At 51.6% G+C, this 21,673-nt stretch carries 17 protein-coding genes; 7 read left to right on the top strand and 10 right to left on the bottom strand.

Going from position 1 to position 21,673, the window contains the following annotated elements:
• Window positions 1-64: 64 nt before the first annotated feature.
• From AB1552_01025 to AB1552_01015, 3 genes are all read left to right on the top strand, one after another.
• Window positions 65-844 carry an AAA family ATPase gene (locus AB1552_01025; GenBank protein MEW6052358.1) on the top strand — a complete coding sequence of 260 codons (780 nt, stop codon included), beginning with the start codon at window positions 65-67 and terminating at the stop codon, window positions 842-844.
• On the top strand, window positions 816-1,637 hold the full coding sequence (locus AB1552_01020) for a ParB/RepB/Spo0J family partition protein (protein ID MEW6052357.1): 822 nt from the start codon (window positions 816-818) through the stop codon (window positions 1,635-1,637). The genes AB1552_01025 and AB1552_01020 overlap by 29 nt, the downstream gene beginning before the upstream one ends.
• A 76-nt stretch (window positions 1,638-1,713) precedes the next feature.
• A complete protein-coding gene (locus tag AB1552_01015) occupies window positions 1,714-2,658 on the top strand; it encodes an FAD-dependent oxidoreductase (protein MEW6052356.1) in 945 nt (314 codons plus the stop codon).
• A 1-nt stretch (window position 2,659) separates the two neighbouring features.
• On the opposite strand, the gene AB1552_01010 is transcribed toward AB1552_01015, so the two are convergent.
• The 6 genes from AB1552_01010 to yajC all read right to left on the bottom strand — a co-directional run bounded on the left by AB1552_01010 (window position 2,660) and on the right by yajC (window position 10,508).
• Window positions 2,660-3,409 (bottom strand): DUF72 domain-containing protein, encoded by a 750-nt coding sequence (locus tag AB1552_01010; protein ID MEW6052355.1) that lies wholly within the window; start codon window positions 3,407-3,409, stop codon window positions 2,660-2,662.
• 129 nt (window positions 3,410-3,538) lie between these two features.
• Window positions 3,539-5,671, bottom strand: a complete 2,133-nt coding sequence (locus tag AB1552_01005; GenBank protein MEW6052354.1) for a bifunctional (p)ppGpp synthetase/guanosine-3',5'-bis(diphosphate) 3'-pyrophosphohydrolase — start codon at window positions 5,669-5,671, stop codon at window positions 3,539-3,541.
• Window positions 5,672-5,709: 38 nt separating this feature from the next.
• Window positions 5,710-7,434 carry a single-stranded-DNA-specific exonuclease RecJ gene (recJ, locus tag AB1552_01000; protein ID MEW6052353.1) on the bottom strand — a complete coding sequence of 575 codons (1,725 nt, stop codon included), beginning with the start codon at window positions 7,432-7,434 and terminating at the stop codon, window positions 5,710-5,712.
• Window positions 7,435-7,527: 93 nt separating this feature from the next.
• Window positions 7,528-8,439 (bottom strand): protein translocase subunit SecF, encoded by a 912-nt coding sequence (secF, locus tag AB1552_00995; protein MEW6052352.1) that lies wholly within the window; start codon window positions 8,437-8,439, stop codon window positions 7,528-7,530.
• Window positions 8,440-8,453: 14 nt separating this feature from the next.
• Window positions 8,454-10,076, bottom strand: coding sequence for a protein translocase subunit SecD (gene secD, locus AB1552_00990; protein MEW6052351.1), 1,623 nt, complete (start codon window positions 10,074-10,076; stop codon window positions 8,454-8,456).
• Between the two features lie 90 nt (window positions 10,077-10,166).
• Window positions 10,167-10,508: a preprotein translocase subunit YajC gene (gene yajC / locus AB1552_00985; GenBank protein ID MEW6052350.1), complete on the bottom strand. Its 342-nt coding sequence runs from the start codon at window positions 10,506-10,508 to the stop codon at window positions 10,167-10,169.
• Between the two features lie 178 nt (window positions 10,509-10,686).
• On the opposite strand from yajC, the gene AB1552_00980 reads away from it, so the two are divergent.
• The 3 genes from AB1552_00980 (at window position 10,687) to AB1552_00970 (ending at window position 15,097) form a co-directional block, all read left to right on the top strand.
• Window positions 10,687-12,030 carry a Mur ligase domain-containing protein gene (locus tag AB1552_00980; GenBank protein MEW6052349.1) on the top strand — a complete coding sequence of 448 codons (1,344 nt, stop codon included), beginning with the start codon at window positions 10,687-10,689 and terminating at the stop codon, window positions 12,028-12,030.
• A 71-nt stretch (window positions 12,031-12,101) separates the two neighbouring features.
• The gene (locus AB1552_00975; protein MEW6052348.1) at window positions 12,102-14,081 is read left to right on the top strand and encodes an ATP-dependent helicase; all 1,980 of its coding nucleotides are present in this window, start codon (window positions 12,102-12,104) and stop codon (window positions 14,079-14,081) included.
• A complete protein-coding gene (locus AB1552_00970) occupies window positions 14,078-15,097 on the top strand; it encodes a hypothetical protein (GenBank protein ID MEW6052347.1) in 1,020 nt (339 codons plus the stop codon). Before AB1552_00975 ends, AB1552_00970 begins: the two co-directional genes overlap by 4 nt.
• A gap of 38 nt (window positions 15,098-15,135) precedes the next feature.
• Here AB1552_00970 and AB1552_00965 read toward each other — a convergent pair whose 3' ends face one another.
• The 4 genes from AB1552_00965 to AB1552_00950 all read right to left on the bottom strand — a co-directional run bounded on the left by AB1552_00965 (window position 15,136) and on the right by AB1552_00950 (window position 20,210).
• Window positions 15,136-15,567, bottom strand: a complete 432-nt coding sequence (locus AB1552_00965) for a hypothetical protein (protein ID MEW6052346.1) — start codon at window positions 15,565-15,567, stop codon at window positions 15,136-15,138.
• Between the two features lie 562 nt (window positions 15,568-16,129).
• On the bottom strand, window positions 16,130-17,761 hold the full coding sequence (ade, locus tag AB1552_00960) for an adenine deaminase (protein MEW6052345.1): 1,632 nt from the start codon (window positions 17,759-17,761) through the stop codon (window positions 16,130-16,132).
• 94 nt (window positions 17,762-17,855) lie between these two features.
• A complete protein-coding gene (locus AB1552_00955; GenBank protein MEW6052344.1) occupies window positions 17,856-18,662 on the bottom strand; it encodes an inositol monophosphatase family protein in 807 nt (268 codons plus the stop codon).
• Window positions 18,663-18,758: 96 nt separating this feature from the next.
• Window positions 18,759-20,210: a M48 family metalloprotease gene (locus AB1552_00950; GenBank protein ID MEW6052343.1), complete on the bottom strand. Its 1,452-nt coding sequence runs from the start codon at window positions 20,208-20,210 to the stop codon at window positions 18,759-18,761.
• Window positions 20,211-20,505: 295 nt separating this feature from the next.
• Here AB1552_00950 and AB1552_00945 point away from each other — a divergent pair, with 295 nt between their 5' ends.
• Window positions 20,506-21,552, top strand: coding sequence for a lipocalin-like domain-containing protein (locus tag AB1552_00945; protein ID MEW6052342.1), 1,047 nt, complete (start codon window positions 20,506-20,508; stop codon window positions 21,550-21,552).
• The last annotated feature ends 121 nt before the right edge of the window (window positions 21,553-21,673 follow it).

Here is a 21,673-nt window from a genome sequence, read left to right as displayed (position 1 = left end):
CTCAGAAAATTATATCACAAATTATCTGGTATAATAAGGAAGTTTGCAGCCCGCACAATATCACATGGGGAAGGTTATTACAATAGTCAATCAGAAAGGCGGAGTGGGAAAGACCACGACAGCCATTAATCTTGCCGCGTCCCTTGCGCTTGCCGAAAAGGAAATACTCGTTATCGATACCGACCCGCAGGGAAATTCATCCTCAGGGCTCGGCATAGCACGGGAAAATGTCGGTATGAACCTGTATGACGTATATGCAGGCAGATGCGGAATCAGGGATGCATTAACGCCCACCGCGGTGGAACACCTGAGCATCCTCCCTTCCACGATCGACCTTCTTGGTGTGGAAGTGGAACTGGTTGGAAAAGAGGACCGGGAAAGTATATTATACAATGCGGTTAGTGTGATAAAAGACAGTTATCGGTATATTTTTATTGATTGTCCGCCTTCTCTGGGGCTGCTTACGCTGAATGCACTTGTTGCAGCAGACTCTGTGCTCATCCCTGTACAGTGCGAATACTATGCCCTCGAAGGATTAGGGCTTTTATCAAAGACATTGCACAGGGTGAGGGGGTCCCTGAATCCGAACCTGGAAATTGAAGGCATCATCCTGACCATGTATGATCCAAGGAACAATCTGTCCCAGGAAGTTGCCAGGGAAGTCAGAAAGCATTTCGGGGAAAAGGTTTTCACGACGGTAATACCGAGGAATGTGACGCTTGGTGAAGCGCCGAGTCACGGTATCCCGGCGATTCTTTATGACATTCGATCCAAGGGTGCACAGAGTTATCTGTCACTTGCAAAGGAGATGCTGCATGAAAACGGCATTGGGCAAAGGGCTTGAGGCATTAATCCCTGAGAGGGGAGATGAGGTTGTACATCTGGATATAGACCGTATCTTCCCGGGTGAACAGCAGCCGAGAAAGACCTTCAGGGATGATTCGCTCAGGGAACTTGCAGCTTCGATAACGGAAAAAGGGGTACTTCAGCCGGTAATCGTCTCCCGGGTAGGTGACGGTTCTTTCAGGCTTGTTACCGGTGAGCGCAGATGGAGGGCTGCCGCGCTGGCAGGCTTGAAGAAACTCCCCGCCCTGATCAAGAACGTGGCTTCGAAAGACTCCCTGGAAATAGCCCTTATAGAAAACATTCAAAGGGAAGATCTGAACCCGATTGAAGCTGCTGAAGCCTTCAGCAAGCTCATCACTGAATTCAAGCTGACCCAGGAGGACCTCTCTGACAGAGTCGGCAAAGACAGGGCAACTATTGCCAATTATCTGCGTCTCCTGAAGCTGCCTGATGAGGTGAAATCGCTTGTGTACAACGGTTCTCTCAGTATGGGGCACGCGAAGGCAGTACTCGGCATCGAGGGAAAAGCGAATCAGATCGATGCAGCCCGGAAAATTGTGAGAAAAGGCCTCAGTGTCAGGGAATCCGAGCACCTGACAAAAAAGATATCACGACCGCCAAAGCTACATCCGGAGAGAGATCCCCAGATTACTTCTCTCGAAGAAAAGTTGATCAAGAACCTCGGAACCCGGGTAAGAATACTCAACAAAGGCAGGAAAGGCAAGATCGAGATAGAGTATTATTCGTTTGAAGAGCTCGAAAGGCTTCTTGATGTCCTGCTGGGACCCTGATACCTGCATTCTCAGCGAGAATGTGCGGCAGTATTATGGAGTAAGTTGGCACGTAGTCCAGACAAGGGAGGATTGAATGCAGGAACATACAGATATCTATGATGTCGTCATCATCGGAGGCGGGCCTGCCGGCCTTACTGCAGGCCAGTACACATCCAGGGCAAAATTAAAGACCGTCATCCTTGATAAATCATCGACTGCAGGAGCACTTGCGTATTCGAGCAGGATTGAAAATTATCCCGGTCTCACCCATGCTGTCCCCGGCAAGGAGCTGCTTGACATCATGAGAAAACAGGCGATTGAGTTTGGTGCCGAATATGTCGAGACACAGGTTGTGGGAGTCAACTTTTCGGGTGAGGTGAAAGAGGCGATTACCATGGACAGGGCATACAGCGGCAAGACAATGATCATCGCCACCGGGTCCATGGGAAGGAAAGCAAGCATTAAGGGTGAGGCAGAGTTCCTCGGAAGAGGAGTCAGTTACTGTGCCATCTGTGACGCTGCATTCTACAGAGGATTCAGGGTCTGTGTTATCGGAAATTCAGAAGAGGCGGTGAAAGAAGCAGGAGTACTTACGAGATTTGCAGAGACCGTCTATCTGGTATCTCCCACAAAGCTTCACGTAGAGGATCACCCCGCGCTGCACGAACCGAACATTAAAGTGATGACAGGATACACGGTTGCCTCAATTGAGGGGACCGAACTGGTGGAAAAAATCAGGATGATTGATGCAGACAAAAAGGAAACCGAACTCGAGGTGGCAGGAGTATTTGTCTATCTGCACGGGAACAAGCCGGTAATAGACTTCCTTTACGGAGCACTCGAGACCGGCGAAGAAGGCTGCATCCCTGTCAATAACATGATGGAGACATCGGTTCCGGGAGTTTTTGCTGCAGGTGATGTGACCTGTACTGAAGTCAGGCAGGTGGTGGTTGCCGCATCAAACGGCTGTATCGCGGCACTGTCAGCGGAGAAATTCATATACAAGAGAAAGCGGCTGAAGATGGACTGGGCGAAATAGGTTATTTTTTCTTCTTTTTCTTTTTATTCCTTGTGAGGGAAATCAGTTCCGCGGCATTCAGGGGAGCGTATCCGAACGCATCGTTATTGAAATACACAAAGATATCACTTTTCATCTTCAGGTGGGATTTCACATATTTTGCATCTTCCTTCAGCGCTTCTGCGCTGTATGAAGTTGTATGGCTGCCTTCTTTTCCGTGTCTCCGGATATAGATGAAATCAGAGGTCACGGGAAGGTCTTTCAGAAACTCCGGGTGGTCTGCCATACAGGGGGCTGCATTCTGCTTTTCGAGAAGCGTGAAGACCTTTTTATTAATCCAGGTCTTGTTCCGGAATTCGAACGTGTTTCTTGTGCCATAGGGTTCCAGTGCTTCAAGGAATTCCTTGAAGCGGTCAAGATCGAGATTAAAGGTAGGCGGGAACTGCCACAGTACCACGCCAAGTTTTTCTTTCAGCACCGATGCCCTCGAAAAAAACGCCTCAATAGGCTCTGCACAGTCCTTGAGTTTTTTTACATGGGTGATGAACCTGCTGCCTTTCAGCGAAAAAATAAACTCGTCAGGCGTTGAACGGTACCACTTTGCAAAGGTCTCCCGTTCAGGGAGGCGGTAGAAGGTTACATTGAGCTCTATGGTCGAAAAATGCTTGCTGTAATAGGGAAGCCAACGGTTTTTTGTGACATCTTCAGGGTAAAACGTTCCTCTCCAGTGATCGTAGAGAAAACCACTGCACCCTATCCGTAGGTCGGCCATTACTGAACATTATACCATAATAAGAGCTATAAGTGGCCCCGCCTGGCAATGACCGGACAAACCCGGGGAAAGGTTCACCGGAGATATCGCCGGCAGGAATCTCAGGATAATGCGATCCGCGAAAGTATGCTATCTGCTGACCCTGAATATGCCGTCGAGCTGCGCAATTTTCTGTATAAGCCCGGTAAGCTGAGCCTTGTCTTTCACATCAAGGATGAATATGATCTGAGCCTTTTTTTCCTCGGTTGAGTTGGCGGTCAGATTGCTTATGTTCACGTTGACCGAGGATATGAGCGCACTGAGATTCGCGAGAATCCCGGGCTTGTCGATTGTTTCGATGAAGAGCTTCACCGGCGAAGTCGCTTCGCCCTCTGCCTTCCATTCAACGTCCACAAGCCGTGCATCGTCAACCGCAAGCCTGTCGAGGTTCGGGCAGTCATTACGGTGGATTGTAACTCCCCGTCCCCTTGTGACGAAACCGATCAGCCTGTCACCCGGTATCGGAAAGCAGCATTTGGCGGTATGATAAAGGACATCATCCACCCCCTTAATGGTGATGCCTCTATGCTCTTTCTGCGGCTTCACGATTTTGGCGATGGGTAACTCTTCGGGCGGTTTTTCCGGCAGCAGTTTATTGACAATCTGGTGCGCGGACAATTTCCCGTGACCGATGTAGGCATAGAGGTCTTCAAGGGACTGGATCGCAAAAGATCTCAGCACTTTCTGCATTTCATCTGACTTCAGCATGGACTGACTGACATCCTGCTTTCGCATTTCGCCTTCGAGCAGTTTCTGGCCGAGCTCAATGCTCTGTTTCCTTTCTTCCGCCTTTATCCACTGCTTGATCCTGCTCTTCGCACGCTGGGTCACGACGAATTTCAGCCAGTCCCTGCTCGGGCCCTGTGTCTGTGAGGTGATAATCTCGATGGTATCCCCGTTTCTCATGGTAAATTTCAGGGGTACCATCTTTCCGTTCACTTTCGCGCCTGTGCATCTGTTTCCCACCTGGGTATGAATGCTGTATGCAAAATCAACCGGGGTTGAGCCGACAGGCATCTCTTTTATTTCGCCCTTCGGGGTAAAAACATAGATGACTTCAGGGACAACCTCGCCCTTCACCGCTTCAATGAAGTCTGTTGCATCACTGAGTTCCCTCTGGGCCAGTATGAGCTCTCGCAGCCAAGAGATGTACCGTTCGCTTTTTTCGTCAACCTGGTCTTTTTCCTTGTACCGCCAGTGGGATGCGATGCCGTGCTCTGCGATCATGTTCATTTCATCCGTTCTGATCTGGAATTCGACCCGTTCTCCCTTCGGCCCGATAACCGTGGTGTGCAGTGACTGGTACATGTTCGATTTCGGCACGCCGATATAATCCTTGAATCTTCCAGGCACCGGTGCCCAGAGAGAATGGATAAGCCCGAGAATTGCATAGCAGCTTGCCTTGGTGTCGGTAATTATCCGTAGGCCGAGGACATCATGTACCTGTTCGAACGTGATTATCTGCTTCTGCATTTTCTGATAGATGCCGTAATAGTGTTTTATCCTCCATGAGACCTTCCCGGGGATTTTCTCCTCACTCAGCTTGTTGTTGACTATTTGCGACACTTCTTTTAAATAGGCTTCCTGTTCCTCTTTCCTCGTTGCCACCTTCCTGACGAGCTCATGATACAGTTCGGGCATGAGGGTCTGAAAACTGAGGTCTTCGAGTTCTGCCCTCAGCCAGCCGATTCCGAGCCGGTTGGCGATAGGTGCATATATATCAAGCGTTTCGTGCGCAATCCGCTGCTGTTTGTTTCCTGAAAGATGCTGCAGGGTGCGCATATTATGGAGCCTGTCGGCAAACTTTATCAGTATTACCCTGATATCCTCTGACATGGCAAGGAGCATCTTCCTGAAGTTTTCAGCCTGTGCCTGTTCCTTTGTTCTGAATTCAATTCTGGAAAGCTTTGTTAATGCCTCGACGAGAAAGGCGACTTCATCGCCAAACATGGCCTTCATCTCTGCGACAGAAGTTTCCGTATCCTCAATCGTATCATGCAGAAGGCCGGCTGCAATGGTTGCGACATCCATCTTCATGTCCGCGAGGATTGATGCGACGGAGAGGGGATGTTCGATGTATGGCGAGCCCTCGATACGGCGCTGACTGCCATGTGCTTTGTTTGAAAACAGATGCGCCTGTTTCAGGAGTTCAATGTCAGCGTCGGGGTTGTATGAAAGGACTTTCTTAATGAGCAGGTCAATGTCTACAAGTTCCTCTTCCATGACTCTATTATACAATTTCAAAACAGGTACAATCCCTGTTATTTGCTTGGCCTTAAAGCCCTGAGGTTAAGCTGGAGGGTTCTGCTTCTGTTCCATTCATTGACCATGGGAGTAAAGACTGCATCGACTAAGGGGGAGTCTTCGAGGGTGCTGAGAACCCCTGCCATGTCAAACCCTATGGCATGAATAGTTCGTCTCCTCTGTCTGAGCTTCATTTTCAGGTGATTGTTCTTCACGATCTTTGGCGAGAGGATCTCAAGGCCCTTTGATCCAAAGAGCGGTTCGGAGTTGCCTGCCCCAAAGGGTTCAAGCATCTCCATCTCTTTTGTGAGGGAAAAGCTTACGTCCTCGAGGTCGACATACGCATCAATCTCCAGAACGGGAACGCACTCGTTTTCGGAAAAGGCCTCTTCGGCAATGCTGTTGATGTATTTCTCAAAAAGGGGAATGTTTACTGTATCCAGTTCCAGGCCTGCGGCCTGTTTGTGTCCGCCAAACCCCTTCAGCACAGCGTCACATCCGGCGAGCGCCCTGCAGATGTCGAACGACGGGATGCTCCTTGCGGAGCCCCTGGCATGATCTCCCTCTATCGAAATGATGAAGGCGGGGCGGCAGAATTCCTCTGCGATCCGTGATGCCACAATCCCGATGACACCCCTGTGCCAGGCTTCTGCGGCCAGTACAATTACCCTTGGTATTCCCCTTTTTTTCAGCATGCCAAGGGCTTCCTGATACACGTTTTCTTCTATCATCTGCCTTTTCGCATTGAGTGAGTCCATCCAGACCGACAGCGCGGCGGATTCGTCCTCATCCTCGGAAAGAAAAAGTTTTACCACATCGCGGGAATCAGCAATTCTGCCCGCAGCATTGATTCTCGGTATTATCGTAAATAACAGCAGTCCGGTCCTGATTCCTTTTCCCTTAATGCCCGATATGTTCCGGAGCGCCTGGATTCCCGGCCTGGTCCCCTTTTCAAGCAGCTTCAGCCCTTCTTTTACGATAAGACGGTTTTCATCGGTCAAAGGGACGACATCGGCGATTGTTCCAAGGGCTGCAAGGTCAAGGAAGGCATAAGCCGAAAACTGTGCACTATGCGTCATTGACAATGCCTGCACAAGTTTGAATGCGATGCCGGCGCCGGAAAGATTCGTATTCCGTGACGCAGGGCCGGTGGTTTTGGGATTGACGACCGCAACTGCATCAGGAATTGCCACAGACTCAGGACGCTTCGCATGTTTTGGTTCTTTGCGCACATGGGGTTCATGATGGTCGGTAATGATCAGGTCGATGCGTGCTCTCCGGCATTCATCTGCCGCGTCAAATGCCGTGATCCCGCAGTCGACGGTTATGATAAGGGATGCCCCGACCTGTTTTGCCTTTGCGACAGATGAGGGCTTGAAGCCGTATCCCTGGCTCATCCTGTCGGGGATGAAATAGACACTGTCGATCCCGGTCGCCTTCAGCGCGCCGTGAACAATGGCGGTTGCAGACAGGCCGTCGACATCATAATCGCCGTGCACAAGCACCCTCTCTCCGTTCCTCGAAGCGGCAAGAATCCTTTCGACTGCTGTCCTCATGCCCGGAATATCAAACGGATCGGACAACCGGGAGAGTTGCGGATAAAGGAAGGAGTGTATCTCCTCCGAAGTCTTTATCCCCCGGTTAATAAGTATCTGCGCGAGGGGACGGGAAACAGAGGCGGTTTTCGATACATATTCTATGTATTCAGGATTGGTTCTGTTGACAAGCCAGCGCCGGTTCATTTAACGACCATGAAACATACAATGGAAAATGTCAGGCAGCAACAAAGACTTCAATGTCACACTGCATTTCACTTCTCATACCTTGTGCGTGCGCTATTTTTTAGCGAACGGCCTTTTTCCTCCCCACAGGAGCACGATCGGGCTTGCCACGAACACAGAAGAAAATGTACCGACAATTACTCCCATGATCATGGCGAGCGAGAAGTCATGGAGTACCTCGCCACCGAAGAAAAACAGCGAGATCGATGTCAGCAGAACGGTCAAGGAAGTTACAATGGTCCTTGATAGCACCTCATTGATGCTGATGTTCATCACCGCTTCAACGCTCTCTCTCTGGCGCTGTCTGAGGTTTTCCCGTATCCTGTCGAATACCACGACAGTGTCGGTAAGCGAATATCCCGCGATCGTCAGAAGGGCAGTGATAAGGATGAGGTTGATCTCTTTGCCCATGAGATAGAACATCCCGAGCACCGCGAGGACGTCGTGGAAAGTAGCGACAGTGGCGCCAACCCCGAACTTGAACTGAAACCTGAACGCAACATATATAAGGATACCGATAACGGCCATTGCCACTGCCTTTGCAGCATCCGCCCTCAGCCTGCTGCCCACCTTGGGGCCGATCACAGTGGTCGAGTCGACTACATAGGTATTTTCAGGGAATTTCTGGCTGAGGATATTTGTTATGATGTCTGAAACCTGGCCAAGTTCCTGTTCCGTTTTTTTGACCCGTATCAGTATCTTGTTTTCTGTCGGCAGATCCTGGAGATCAAAGTCTTTCATCCCTCCGTTTTCCAGCGTGATGCGGACATCATGCAGCACCACAGGCTTGTCGAACTTGAGTTGTATGGCGGTTCCTCCGGCAAAGTCTATCCCGAGGTTAGCGCGGCCTGTTGCGATCTGCACTATTGCTATGATACCGATAACGGCCAGGATTCCGGAAACCACAAAGGCTATCTTTCTTTTCCCCATGAAGTTGATATTTGTGTTCTTGATCAGTTCTATCATGTAACGTCCTTCTCCTATATGCTCAATTTCTTTAGCTCGCGTCTGCTGTTGATGACGTCGAAGATTGATTTTGTACCGATAAGCGCAGTAAACAGGTTTATGGAGACACCCAGGCTCAATGTTACCGCAAACCCCTTAATAGGTCCTGTACCGAACTGAAACAGTACAGCTGCGGTTATCAGCGTGGTGACGTGAGAGTCGAAAATCGTCCAGAAAGCCTTGTCGTATCCTGAATCGACCGCGGCGCGCGGGGTCTTGCCCGCCCTCAGTTCATCGCGTATTCTTTCGAACATCAGCACGTTTGAGTCGACCGCCATGCCGATCGCAAGGATAATCCCGGCGATACCGGGCAGGGTCAGGGTGGCGTTCAGGGACGCCATAGCCCCCAGAAGAAGAATGATGTTCAGTAACAGGGCAAAGTCTGCGATTACTCCCGAAAGCCTGTAATAGAAAATCATAAATATGACGACTGCGATTGTGCCGATAATGGCCGCCAACTTTCCTGCCTCTATGGAATCCCTTCCCAGAGAAGGTCCTACCGTCACATTCTGCAGCATTTTGAGCGGTGCGGGAAGCGCGCCGGCCTTCAGCACTATGCTCAGGTCCTTGGCCTCCTCCATGGTGAAGCTCCCGGTGATCTGTGCGTTCCCTCCAGTTATTTTCTCCTGGATCACGGGTGCGGAATAGACTGTGTTGTCGAGGATTATCGCAAGCCTCTTCTTGACATTTGCTCCCGTTGTTTCCTCGAAGAGCTTTGCCCCTGCGGCATTAAAAGATAAGGAGACATATGGTTCGCTGAACCGGGTATCGATATTTACCTTCGCATCGCTCAGCAGATCTCCGGTAAGAGAGGCCTGTTTTTTCAGCAGAATAGGCAACTTTCGTACGATACCTGTTTCTGTGTTCACCTTTTTTTCGAACAGGATTTCGGTATCTTCGGGGATTTTCCCCGCAAACTCCCTGAGAAGCAGTTCCTCTTCGCCAGGGCCTATCGACTGGGGAAGCTCGGCAGCGACCTTTGCCTCGTCGTCGACAATCCTGAATTCCAGCTGCGCGGTTTTCCCGATCAGGTCGATGGCACGTTTCGGGTCTCTTATCCCGGGAAGCTGGACAACGATCTCGTTCTCGCCCTGCCTGTGGATCGTGGGTTCTGCAACCCCGAACTGATCAATCCTGTTGCGGATTGTTTCGAGCGCCTGGTCTGCGGCGTTATCCTTTATTCTTTGCGCTTCCCTGGACAGGATTTTGTATGCAGTGCTGTTCCCGCTTTCAGTTGCGGAAAATATCGGGAAGTTATCGGCAATGAGTTTTTTTGTCTCGGCACTTGACGGGCTTACTGTTATCGTCAGACCGCTGACGCTCACGTCAGTGGTGATATTTTTTTTCACAAACAGCTCCCTCAGCTGCGAGGCATACCTGTCTGTGGTGATTTCCACTGCCTTGTCACCTTCGACCTCAAATACGAGATGAAGCCCGCCCTGGAGGTCGAGTCCGAGCACGATACCCTTGCCGGGCATGTTTTTCTTCCACCACTCAGGCATATGCTGAAACACGGGCGTGTTGGGGAGGAAGAACACCACTGCGAGAACCACTGTTATGGAGATAAGCAGTAATCTCCAGAGAACCTTTTTCTTCATTCAGCCTCCATAAAAATCGTAGATGAAATGTACAGGTTGAGGTTAAGTGTGAGCGCTACACGTTTCTTAGCCTAGGCCCCGTTCTTTGAATTAATCCTCATCGGAAGATGCTCTCAGGGCAGCCACATATGACTTCCCGAGCTTCATCTTGACATTTTCTCCGGCCTTAATGGTAACCGTATTTGTTCCTACGGACTCAATAATGCCGTAAATCCCTCCTGATGTGATGATCTTGTCACCCTTTTTGAGATTATCTATCATGTTCTTGTGTTCTTTTGCCCTTTTCTGCTGGGGCCTGATAAGGAGGAAATAAAAGATAACGAAAATAAGGACAAGAGGAATCAGGCTTCCGATAAGACCTCCTGCGCCTCCCTGTCCTGCGCCTCCCTGCGGGGCAGGACCCATTGCATATGCTGTATTTATCAGATCCATAAGCATAGAACACCTCCAGAATTTTAACTGATACTATACCTTCTTTCTGCATTTTTTATCAACCTGTCAGGAACACGCAGCCGCAGACCGAACAGAAAGGAAAATACAGGTATTGATGCGTCCTCCGTGCGCTGCCCTTTGCGCTTTGTGCGGTTTTTATCTTAGAATAAAAATTCACATGGCAAAGATATTCTTTTCGGGGATCGGCGGCAGCGGGTTGTCTGCGCTTGCATGTTTCATGGCTGACCGCGGTCACCATATTGCCGGCTCTGACCGGTCCTTCGACAGATCACCGGATAATGCCCTGTGCGCCCTTTTCAGGGCCAGGGGGATCAGTATCGTCCCCCAGGACGGCTCGGGCATCGACGCATCATATGATCTGCTCGTCCTCAGTACCGCGGTTGAAGACAGGAACCCGGACATCGTGAAAGCAAGAGAAGCCAATGTCAGAATGCTGACCCGTCCGCAGTACCTGAGCGAGATTGCAGCCGGATTCAGGACTATCGCGGTTGCCGGCACAAGCGGAAAATCAACCACGGCAGGCCTGCTCGCCTTTCTTTTGCGCGCACTCGGCATGGAACCGAACTTTATCGGCGGAGGAAGGGTGAAACAGTTCAGGTCAGCAGTGAATCCCGGCAACAGCCTTTCCGGCAGTTCTGATTTTCTTGTTATCGAAGCCTGTGAATCTGACGGCTCGGTCGTTCATTATTATCCCCTGCATTCCATTATCACCAACCTCAGTCTTGATCATAATGCAATCGAAACGACCGGGCAGATGTTTGAGACGCTGGGAAGGAATACCGCGCAGGTGCTCGTGATAGGCGGAGATGACCGGAATCTGTCCGGGTTGCGGTTCGACCATCCCGTAAGGTTTTCGGTAGATACGCAATCTGAATATACGGTAGAATCAGTGGAATACCGTTCGCTGAGCACTGCCTTCAGCGTAAAGGGAGTTGATTTTCAGCTTGCCCTGCCGGGAAAACACAACCTCTGCAATGCGCTTGCGGCAATAGCCCTCCTTACAGAGATGGGAGTCGGGCTGCGCGATATCGCCGGCGTCCTGCTTGATTTTGCCGGCGTTGAGCGCAGGTTCGACATCCACCTCGACAACGGAAGACATCTGGTGATCGATGATTATGCCCATAACCCCCATAAGATCACTTCTCTCATGCAGACGATAACGGCAATGCGTGATAGGGTATGTTACATATTCCAGCCCCACGGTTTCGGACCGACACTGCTGATGAAGCAGGAGTATATTGAGGCGTTTGTGCGGAATCTCCGTCCAGGGGATCATCTCATGCTGCTTCCCATCTATTTCGCGGGAGGTACGGCACACAGAAATGTCTCGAGCGAACTCCTGTCGGATGAGATCAAGTCGGCAGGCAGGTCGGCAGAGGTTTTGCAGGAGAGGGCTCTGCTCTTCGACCGGCTTGGGGAATGGGACAATTATATCGTTTTCGGAGCCCGTGATGACACACTGGCGAATTATGCACAGGATATTGCGCGGAGACTTCAGTGAAATATGCACACACCGGTCTCACACTCCCGTTCTTCGCCATACGGGAAAGGAACGCGTAAGGGGGTTTTCAGGTGAAAAAATACTACCTCCGGAAAGAACCCTCGGGCATGAAGCTCGACTACGAAAAAGAGCTCAACAGGGAACAGTTCGCGGCTGTTATGCATCCCGGAGGCCCCATGCTTGTGCTCGCGGGCGCGGGGACCGGAAAGACGAGGACGGTAACCTACCGGGTTGCGCGACTGATCGAAAGCGGTGTCCGGCCTGAGAATATCCTGCTCCTGACATTTACCAATAAGGCTGCAAAGGAGATGATGCGGAGGGTAGAGTTCCTTATTGGCAGAAACGTGAAGGGACTCTGGGGAGGCACATTTCATCATGTCGGCAATATGCTGTTGCGTCGTCACTGTCAGCTCGTCGGATACAGGGAAGGGTTTTCGATCCTTGACCGCGAGGATTCAAAAGACCTGTTCGATATCTGCCTCGCCGAGATCGGGAAGCGCGAAACACTGCTCCCGAAAGGGTCTGTATTGTGCGAAATACACAGTCTTGCGAAAAACCAGGAGGCCGGCATTGATGAGACGGTTCCCCTGCGCTTCCCGCATTTTCTCAATGTGGTTGATGAAATAAAGTCTGTGGTGACCCGCTATGAACAGAAGAAGCATTCCCTCAATCTGATGGATTTCGATGACCTGCTCTCGAACTGGAAAAGGCTGCTGACCGAGCATCCGCAGGTCAGGGAACACTACGCATCGAAGTTCGTGCATGTGCTTGTGGATGAATACCAGGATACGAACAGACTGCAGGCCGAGGTTATCGACCTGATCTCCGGCCCTGACAGAAACCTTACCGTAGTCGGCGATGATGCGCAGTCGATCTATTCCTTCAGGGGGGCGGATTTTGAGAATATCCTGAAATTCCCCGAGCGGTATCCCGGTGTGACGATATTCAATCTCACCACGAATTACCGGTCGACGCCGGAGATCCTTTATCTTGCGAACCGGAGCATCATCCACAATTCCAGGCAGTTTCACAAGGAACTCCATTCAGTGAAGGGGCCGGGGAACCTCCCCTTTCTCCTGCCGCTCAGTGATGTGTTCCAGCAGGCGGATTTTGTTGCCCAGAAGATGCTCGACATCAATGCAGAGGGCATATCATTGCATGAGATTGCCGTGCTTTACCGCTCGCATTACCAGTCCATGGAATTGCAGATGGAGCTGCAGCGGCGGGGCATCCCCTTCGAGGTGCGGTCCGGTCTGAAATTTTTCGAACAGGCACATATCAAGGATGTCCTTTCCTTTCTCAGGGTTGTCATAAACCCCTATGATGAACTCAGCTGGAAAAGAATCCTCAAGTTGATTCCCGGCATCGGGAATGTAACCGCGGGAAGGCTCTGGGACGCAATACACGCAAGCGGAAGCCCTCTGGATGCGATATCCGGCATGGAAAGGCTCGTGCCGAAAAAAGCAGTTTCCGGCTTCTCCCGGTGTATTGAGCTCCTGAACACGCTGAGGAGAGGTGGTCACGACGACGATGCCCCTCACCAGCCCTCTTCGGCCATAGAACAAATACTCGTGCAGGGGTACGAGGATTTCCTGTACAGCCATTACCCGAATGCAGAGGAGCGGATCGATGATATTGCACAGATGGCAAGGTTTGCGCTCAGGTATGCCTCACTTGAAACCTTTGTCAGCGATTTAAGCCTCCAGAGTGCTTCCGGGGATGAGAGGGAGGAGGGGGATGAGGACAGGGAATGTGTTATACTCACTACAGTGCATCAGGCAAAAGGGCTTGAATGGGGCACGGTTTTTCTCATAGGCCTGAACGATGGGAGGTTTCCGTCTGCAAAGGCGCTGAAGACAGAATCAGAGGAGGAGGAACGAAGGCTCTTTTATGTGGCTGTGACAAGGGCAAAGGATGATATCTATCTCTGTTATCCTGTCTCTTCAGACGACTGGCAGGGCTTTGGATTCCTCCGGCCGTCCCGTTTTCTCAGGGAACTGCCTGCGGATGCATACGAGGAAATGATAGTGGTGAATGAGGGGATCGAATGACGTTCATTGATGCGCTCAGGGAAGGATTCAGGGTTGTGAACAGAAACTGGCAGCTCGTCCTGATACAACTCGGTATGGTTTTTCTGAGCACCATCGGGTTTTTTCTCATGGTGGGCATCCCGATTGCCATTGCATTCATCATATTCGGCATTGACCTCACCGAACTTGCAGACATGAAAGACATCTTCAGGGTACTGAAAGGCCCCTCTGCCCTTCTTTCGAAATATCTCGGGCTCATTCTGATCATTATCGCAAGCTTTCTTATATATGTCATTCTGGTTGCCCTGCTCGGCATCTACGTGTTTGGCGGGTCGGTCGGCATTTTGGTCCAGTCGCTCAGGGATGAAGCCCGGAAGTTCACGCTCAGAGCTTTTTTTGATGAGGCAAAAAGGCTTTTTCTCCGGCTGCTCGGGTTTACCTCCCTCGTGGGGATTATCCTGATCATCGCCGCTTTCCTGCTCGGCACACTCGGAGGCGGCATCGCCATACTGGTGAGTTTTGCCCAGAGCCAGGACTCAACCCTTGCGCTCTTTTTCGGCAGCTTCTTTTCCCTTCTCCTTATCGTTCTCGCACTTGTCCTGATACTCGGAATCCTCTCGATAACGCTCTACGGGATCGCGGCACTTGCGTTCAAGGAGACGGGTGCCCTCAGGGCGATCAGGGAAACGGTGCAGTATCTGATACGGCACCCCAGCGCATTCTGGCTATATTCCGTGCTTTTTGCGGGGTACCTTATCACCAGCTTCCTGCTCATCCTGGTCGGCTATCCGTTCACACTGATTCCGATCATAGGAACGATCCTCTCCTTTCCGTATCAGCTCATCTCCTCGGCCTTCGAGACTTACCTGGGCATTGTGATTGTTGCAACAGTACTTGTGTACTATTATGCGACAGAAATTCGTCCTGAGAAGACCTCACCGTCCATTGAAAAACCCGTGCAGTCACCGTCTGAAAGGGAAGAGTATCCGGCACAGGACACCGGTTCGCCCGGCGGTCTCTTCAGGGCAGATACGTAGCGTCGCCACATCGTTGTCATTTATTGCATCCGCATGCTTTACCCCGGGAGTGTCTCGACGATACGGTTGACTTCCTTCTTCAGGGAATCAGACGGCAGAACCGTGATCAACGTGTTTCCGATATTCGTCGAAAATTTCTCCTCGGGCGCATTGTTCTTGTACGCGGCACGGAGCTGTTCTGAAATAGACTGAAACTGCGCCTGCGGAATATTTTTCTCCTTTGCGAATTTCGTCAGGTTCCGAACCTCACCGCCCTGTATCCAGAACATCCCGAATTGTTGAGGGGGTTTTCCGATAAAGACGAACGTCTTATCCCTTCCCGGCACCACTTCCAGCGGATCGCTGATCTGTTTCACGATCGTTGCGAGTGCATCCTTTACCTTCTCGACGTCCTGCCCCGTAGGGCTGGCCGGATCGAGCCGGGGAAGTTCCTTTTTCTGTCCTCCCAGAATCTTGTTGAAAAAACCCATTGGGTCCTCCTTTTTTTTGTGATTGTAAGAAGGCGTGTGTGCATGACCCGGTGTATTGTTCCCTCAGTGATTTACTGCTGCGGATCGCCCCCGAAAAAATCTGCCGTTTATGCTATATGCAGGTTTTGGAAAAATGCGGAGGGGAAATGTCGAACCCCCAGAATTTGTAAAGGGCTGCAAAAAATAGATCCCAAATGTGCGTGCTGATAATCTGCTCCGGCAGATGCATGATTGGTGCTCCCCCTTACTTTATTGTATCAGCTTGGGTTTTCCTGTCAACTTGCATCAAGGTGAGGTCGACACAATAGACGCTTTCCGTTGAGAGAACAGGGAAAATAGTCGAAAAAGTTTCTCCTGAAAAAATCGTGCAGGTTGTCGAAGGATTGAACGAGATAATAGGTCAATAACAAATCACTCGTGCGGATGGCTATCAGCCACCGCATAGTTCAGTCGTTGAGGATCTCTATTCATTTCCGGACCGTTGCCACATGCTCGCTTTGTTGCCCCGGCAATGCCCCTGCTGCTTCTGTGCCATTATACAAAATGCATTCCCCATCACCTCTCAGAGGTTCACAAAGAGATCGACATACCTGAACCGCTCCGCATCGAACAATCCTTTATCGGTTATCTTCAGCTTCGGGATGACCGGAAGCGCCATGAATGAGAGGGTCATGAACGGCGCACTCAGCATTGAGCCGAGTTCCTTTGCCATGCTGTCGAGTGCAGAGTATTTCGCTGCCACGTCCGTATGCTCCTCATTGCTCATTATCCCGGCAACCGGCAACGGCAGTATCATTTCCTTATCCCCCGATACTGCGCAAATGCCTCCCTTGTGTGCGATGACCAGGTTCACTGCCCTGCAGATGTCTTCATCAGACACCCCGGTCGCAATAATGTTATGCGAGTCATGGGCGATGCTTGAGGCGATCGCTCCGCGGGTCAGCCCGAAATTCCGGATAAATCCTATTGCGGGTGCGGTCTCCTGATACCGGTTGACCACCACGATCTTGTGGAGATTCCTTTCCACACTGGAGACCGCATTTCCCCCTGTTGCAGAGACGGCTGCGGTCAGGGAGCCGGTAATCAGCTGTTCGTCGATTGCCTCGATGACACGGATGCGGTCGCTGCGGACATGCAGTCTGAAATCATCCGTCTTTTTTCTTTCCGCACAGAACCTGTTTATCATCTTCACCTCTGTGCGGGGGATCAGCGATTTCCCGGCCTCAGCGACAGCCATGCCCTGTATGCAAGTGCTGAGCACCGTAAAGTCTTTCAGATTGTTGACAATCAGAAAATCAGCGCTGTCCCCGATCCGGAGCAGACCCGCGTGAAGGCCATAATGCCGGACAGGATTGACACAGGCTGCCTGCAGCACTTTCATGTGGTCGATCCCAAGCCGTGCCGCACGCGCAACCATCAGGTTGATATTCCCCTGCTGTAACGCATCGGGATGCGCGTCATCGCTGCAGAACATGCACTGTTCAGGGTATTTATCCACAAGCGTGATGAGTTCATCGAAGTTCTTCGCAGCAGAACCTTCCCGGATGAGCAGTTTCATGCCAAGCCTGATCTTCTCGATCCCCTCTTCCCTGCTGAGTGTTTCATGGTCTGTCGAGATTCCGGCGCTGAGGTATTTTTTCAGGTCATTCCCCCGCAGTCCGGGTGCATGGCCGTCTGCAGGTTTTCCGTATTTCTGCGCGAGCCTGATCTTTTCATGGACTTCCGTATTGCCGGAGATGACCCCCGGAAAATTCATGACCTCTCCGAGGTAGTGTATTTCGGGCATTTTCAGGAGTTCTTCGACCTCGCTGATTCCAAGGGCCGCACCGCTTGTTTCGAATTCCGTGGCAGGCACACAGGAAGGAGCGCCAAAGTAGAATCTCACCGGCACGGAACGTGCATTATCGATCATATACCTTACCCCGTCTGTCCCGAGGACATTTGCTATCTCGTGGGGATCTGAGACGGTTGCCACGGTGCCGTGGACAGCCGCGATACGGGCAAATTCCGACGGGACAAGCATCGAACTCTCAATGTGCACGTGGGCGTCGATAAATCCGGGGATAATGTAGTGGGGATATTGGTTGTCTTCCCGCACAATATCCGTGATTCTCCCGTCAGCAATGATGAGCGTGCCGGGGAAGATTTCCTTGCCGGGCACATCAACGATATTTCCCGATACCCTTTTCACCACATGTCCTCTCTGTCCGATGCATCACCGGTCATGAAGGGTTGTATGGCGGGGCATGTAACAGGGTACACTACAATGATGCGCGCCGAATGATGAATCACCCGGGGGACTTGCTCCGGGCACTTTTGTTCAGCAACCGCAACGCTTTCTCATGAAGACGCGCATTTCCTGATGCGAGCAGGGACGTGGATTTCCTGAGACTGACTTCAACAGGATCGACCGGTTTTCCCCTGATATCGGTAAAAATCCCCCCTGCCTCCTTTATCAGCAGCCATCCCCCTGCAAAGTCGAAGCTCCTCGAAGGGGAGGGGTTGGCAAAGACACTGATAGACCCGGCTGCAAGGTAGGAGAGGTCGAGCGCGGTTGCACCGAGACAGCGTGTTTTTCTCGACTCCGACAGAAGCGGGATGATCATGGGGATGTCCTTATGGGGAGCCTGGGCCTCATACGCCGCGAGATAAAGGATGTCGTCCTGCTGTGTAACGACCTGTTCGCCATTCTTGAATGCCCCCTTGCCTCTTTCAGCCCAGAACTCGTCACCATTCACGAGATTCACCACATAGGCAGCTACGATATCTCCGATGGTATTCCCCTCAGCGACCGCAATGGATGTGCAATAAAAGGGGATGCCCGAAACGGCATTCCTGCTTCCGTCCACAGGATCGATCAGCACCTTTCTTCCCCCACCTCTGATATCTACGATCCCGGCCTCTTCGGAGATGACCGTGAATGATTCTCCGGAATCCTGAAGTCCTGAAAGGACAATATCCTCTGCCAGCTTGTCTATCTGATAGGTCGCATCGCCGGACGCACCGGTGCCCAGGGAGCGTGTGGAAAACTTCCCGGCAGAGGAAAGTTGATGCAGAAGACTTTTCCCTATGGTGCGAAAGCGTTCAATGGTCACTCAGGCGCTCCTGTATTTTTTATTGTGCTGCTGCACGCAGGTCGGTCACGGGTCACTTCATGCACGTGCCGCCGGACAGCGACCCTCATGGTGCTCTTAACGTCTCTTTTCCAGAACAGGTTTTAATGCTGCTGCACGCGAGGCTGCATGTCTGCCAATCTCGGATTCCGGTGCAACCCGTGTCTGCTGGATATAATGCTGATATGCAGAAGGCAGATCTCCTGCGTTCTCGTAACAGATGCCGAGAATGCCGTGGATTTCCGGATGATCGGGGCTGACCCCGGCAAACTGATTCAGATGCGGGATCGCATTTCTGTATTGTGTCGTCCTGTAATAACTCATTCCGAGGAAGTAGTGAGCGGGGATGTCCTGCGGGAAGAGGGCGAGGCCCTTCTGCAGATTCCCTATCCCTTCAGAATATCTCTCCCTGAAATACATGAGGGTGCCTTTTCCCCTGTATGCGGGCGCGTAGTTGCGGTCAATCCGGATAGCGGTATCGAAATATCGTTCCGCCCCTTCATAGTCTTTTTTCTTCAGCATGATGAATCCCTTCAGGGTATGGAAGGCCGGCTGATCGGGAGCTGCACTGATTGCCCGTGCAGCAAAAGACTCGGCTTCAGCGAGGTTCTTTTCCTGATATGCTGCAAGTGCCTTGTCATATGTTTCCATATAGATCGTATGCAGTTTTCTGACTCCTGCGGTCATTTCCTGAAGTCTTTCCCTGTGCAGCCCGTCTCCTGCACGCGGATACGGAGGTGTTCTGCTGATCATGCTCTGGAGCTCATCGATTCTCACGGAGGTCCTTGGATGCGTGGAGAGAAGGTCTTCAAAGAAGCCCTTGTCCCGGGGGTTTTTCCCTGCTGCCTGCAAGAATTCTGCGGAGACCTTCTCCAGGCGTCTGTGCGCGCTCACTGCGCTTGCCGGATCATAGCCAAGCCTTGCCAGATAGTCGATGCCGAGCCTGTCAGCCTCCAGCTCGTCATCCCGGCCATATTTGAGAAGAAGGAGGCTGCTTCCGACCGCTCCGATACCGAGTGCTGCGTCTGCGTATTCCCTGCCCTGAAGTGCAAGGCCGGCCGCTCCCATGCCTACCTGCTGGAGGATGCCATAGGACATCTGCCTTGCAGAGTGGCGCGCAGAGACATGCCCCATCTCATGGCCCATGACAAACGCGAATTCGGCTTCATTGTCGAGTGCGGCAACGAGCCCTCGTGTCATGACCACATGGCCCGGTATCGCCCAGGCATTCGGCACAGAACTGTTCTGTAGCGCGAAATCGACGGGCAGGTTCGGCCGGTGTGAGACACGATGAATCCTGCGCACGACATCTGCAAGATACGCCTTAAGCCGCTCGTCCCTGAACTCACCGCCGCCGCCGACATCGCCCCAAAGGGCATTGGGGTAAAAGTCCCTGCCCATCGCAATCTCCTGACTTTCGGATACGAGCATAAATTCCTTGTGGCCGGTGACAGGGTTCACTGCACAGGATATGAGCGATACACAGAGTATCAGGAGCGCAGCCAATCTCAATTGACGCAAAATCATCATACTTCCTCCGGATGGAATGCTTTTCCTAACGTTATCCCAAAAAAACCCTCTTGTCAAGAACGTATGCTTCCCCTGATTCCCGAGCCGCTCGCCTTCCGAAACAAGGAATTCACGTTCCGGCCCCGGCCTTTCCCGCAGTAACGGGCACCTCTGCCCGGGGCCGGCGGGAACGATGCCGGAGAAGGTAAAAGACCTTACAGAACACTCTCTTTTTCTTTATTGTACCGCGGGAAAAATAAATATGCCTCAGGAAGGTTATGGAACATGAAGAGATCCGGTACACTATAATAGATACATGAAGAAACTGCTGCCGGTATTCCTTGTTTTCTTTCTCTGCTTGCCTGTCTCTGCGCAGGAATTCCTCGACATTACTGAAGAGCATACCTTTGCCTTTCCGGGTGCATTCTTCTATCAGAAGGATTACCGGGTCCAGTGGTGGTACGTGACCGGGCATCTGTATGATGACAGCGGCAGGGAATTCGGATACGAGCTTACGTTTTTTATTGTCGGGGTACAAAAAAAGGATTACTCCTCACGGTTCGGTGTCAATACTCTCTACATCTCGCATTTTGCGGTCTCGGATATTGCAAAAAACACCTTCTATTTCTCTGAGAAGACAGACACGGGTGCATTCGGGTTTGCAGGCGCCAGCGATACACAACTGAAGGTATGGGTTGATTCTACTGTGCTCGAAGGCAGTCCCGCAAAGATGCATTTGAGGGCTGAAGACCGGGAGAAACGCATAGACCTGCACCTGGTACCCCTGAAACCTGTGGTGCTGCACGGCGAACACGGATATTCGCGGAAATCGGATGCATCGCCCCTCCTGGCATCCTTCTATTTCTCCTTTTCCAGCCTGCGCACAGAGGGGACACTGCGGATAGGGGGCGACGTATTCACGGTGAAGGGCAACAGCTGGTTTGACCGCGAGATCTCTTCAAGGGGTTTGGATGAAAAGCTCGCGGGCTGGGACTGGTTCAGCGTACAGCTTGATGATAACAGGGAGCTTATGCTTTATCTGATGAGAAACAAAGACGGTACTCTCGACCGGTCTTCGTCGGGAACATTCATAGACCGCAACGGAAAATACCGGTATCTCTCACGTGACCGGTTTTCTGTCAGGGTGCAAGACCATTACACGTCCAGCAAGACAGGGGCGCGATATCCATCCCGGTGGGAGATCACCGTTCCCTCCGAGCATATCTCGATAACGGTCATCCCGCTTCTTGCGGATCAGGAGGTCCTTGCGTACAATTCAACCGGAAACTATTACTGGGAAGGAGCCTGCAGGGTCGAAGGTTCGGCAAAGGGCAGGGCGTATGTCGAGATGACCGGGTACTGAGATGGGTTTTTACGCAATGACAGGTATGATGAAACCGGAATGCCGGAAACAAAAGGAGCATAGTCGGAATATGCGCCATATCGCCTCCATGCCTTGCCTGACCACAGGAAAACAGGAGAGG

The organism is Nitrospirota bacterium, from assembly GCA_040754395.1.
In the GTDB taxonomy this organism is placed as follows: Bacteria; Nitrospirota; Thermodesulfovibrionia; order Thermodesulfovibrionales; family SM23-35; genus JBFMCL01.
This window is presented reverse-complemented; position numbering and strand designations above follow the sequence as displayed.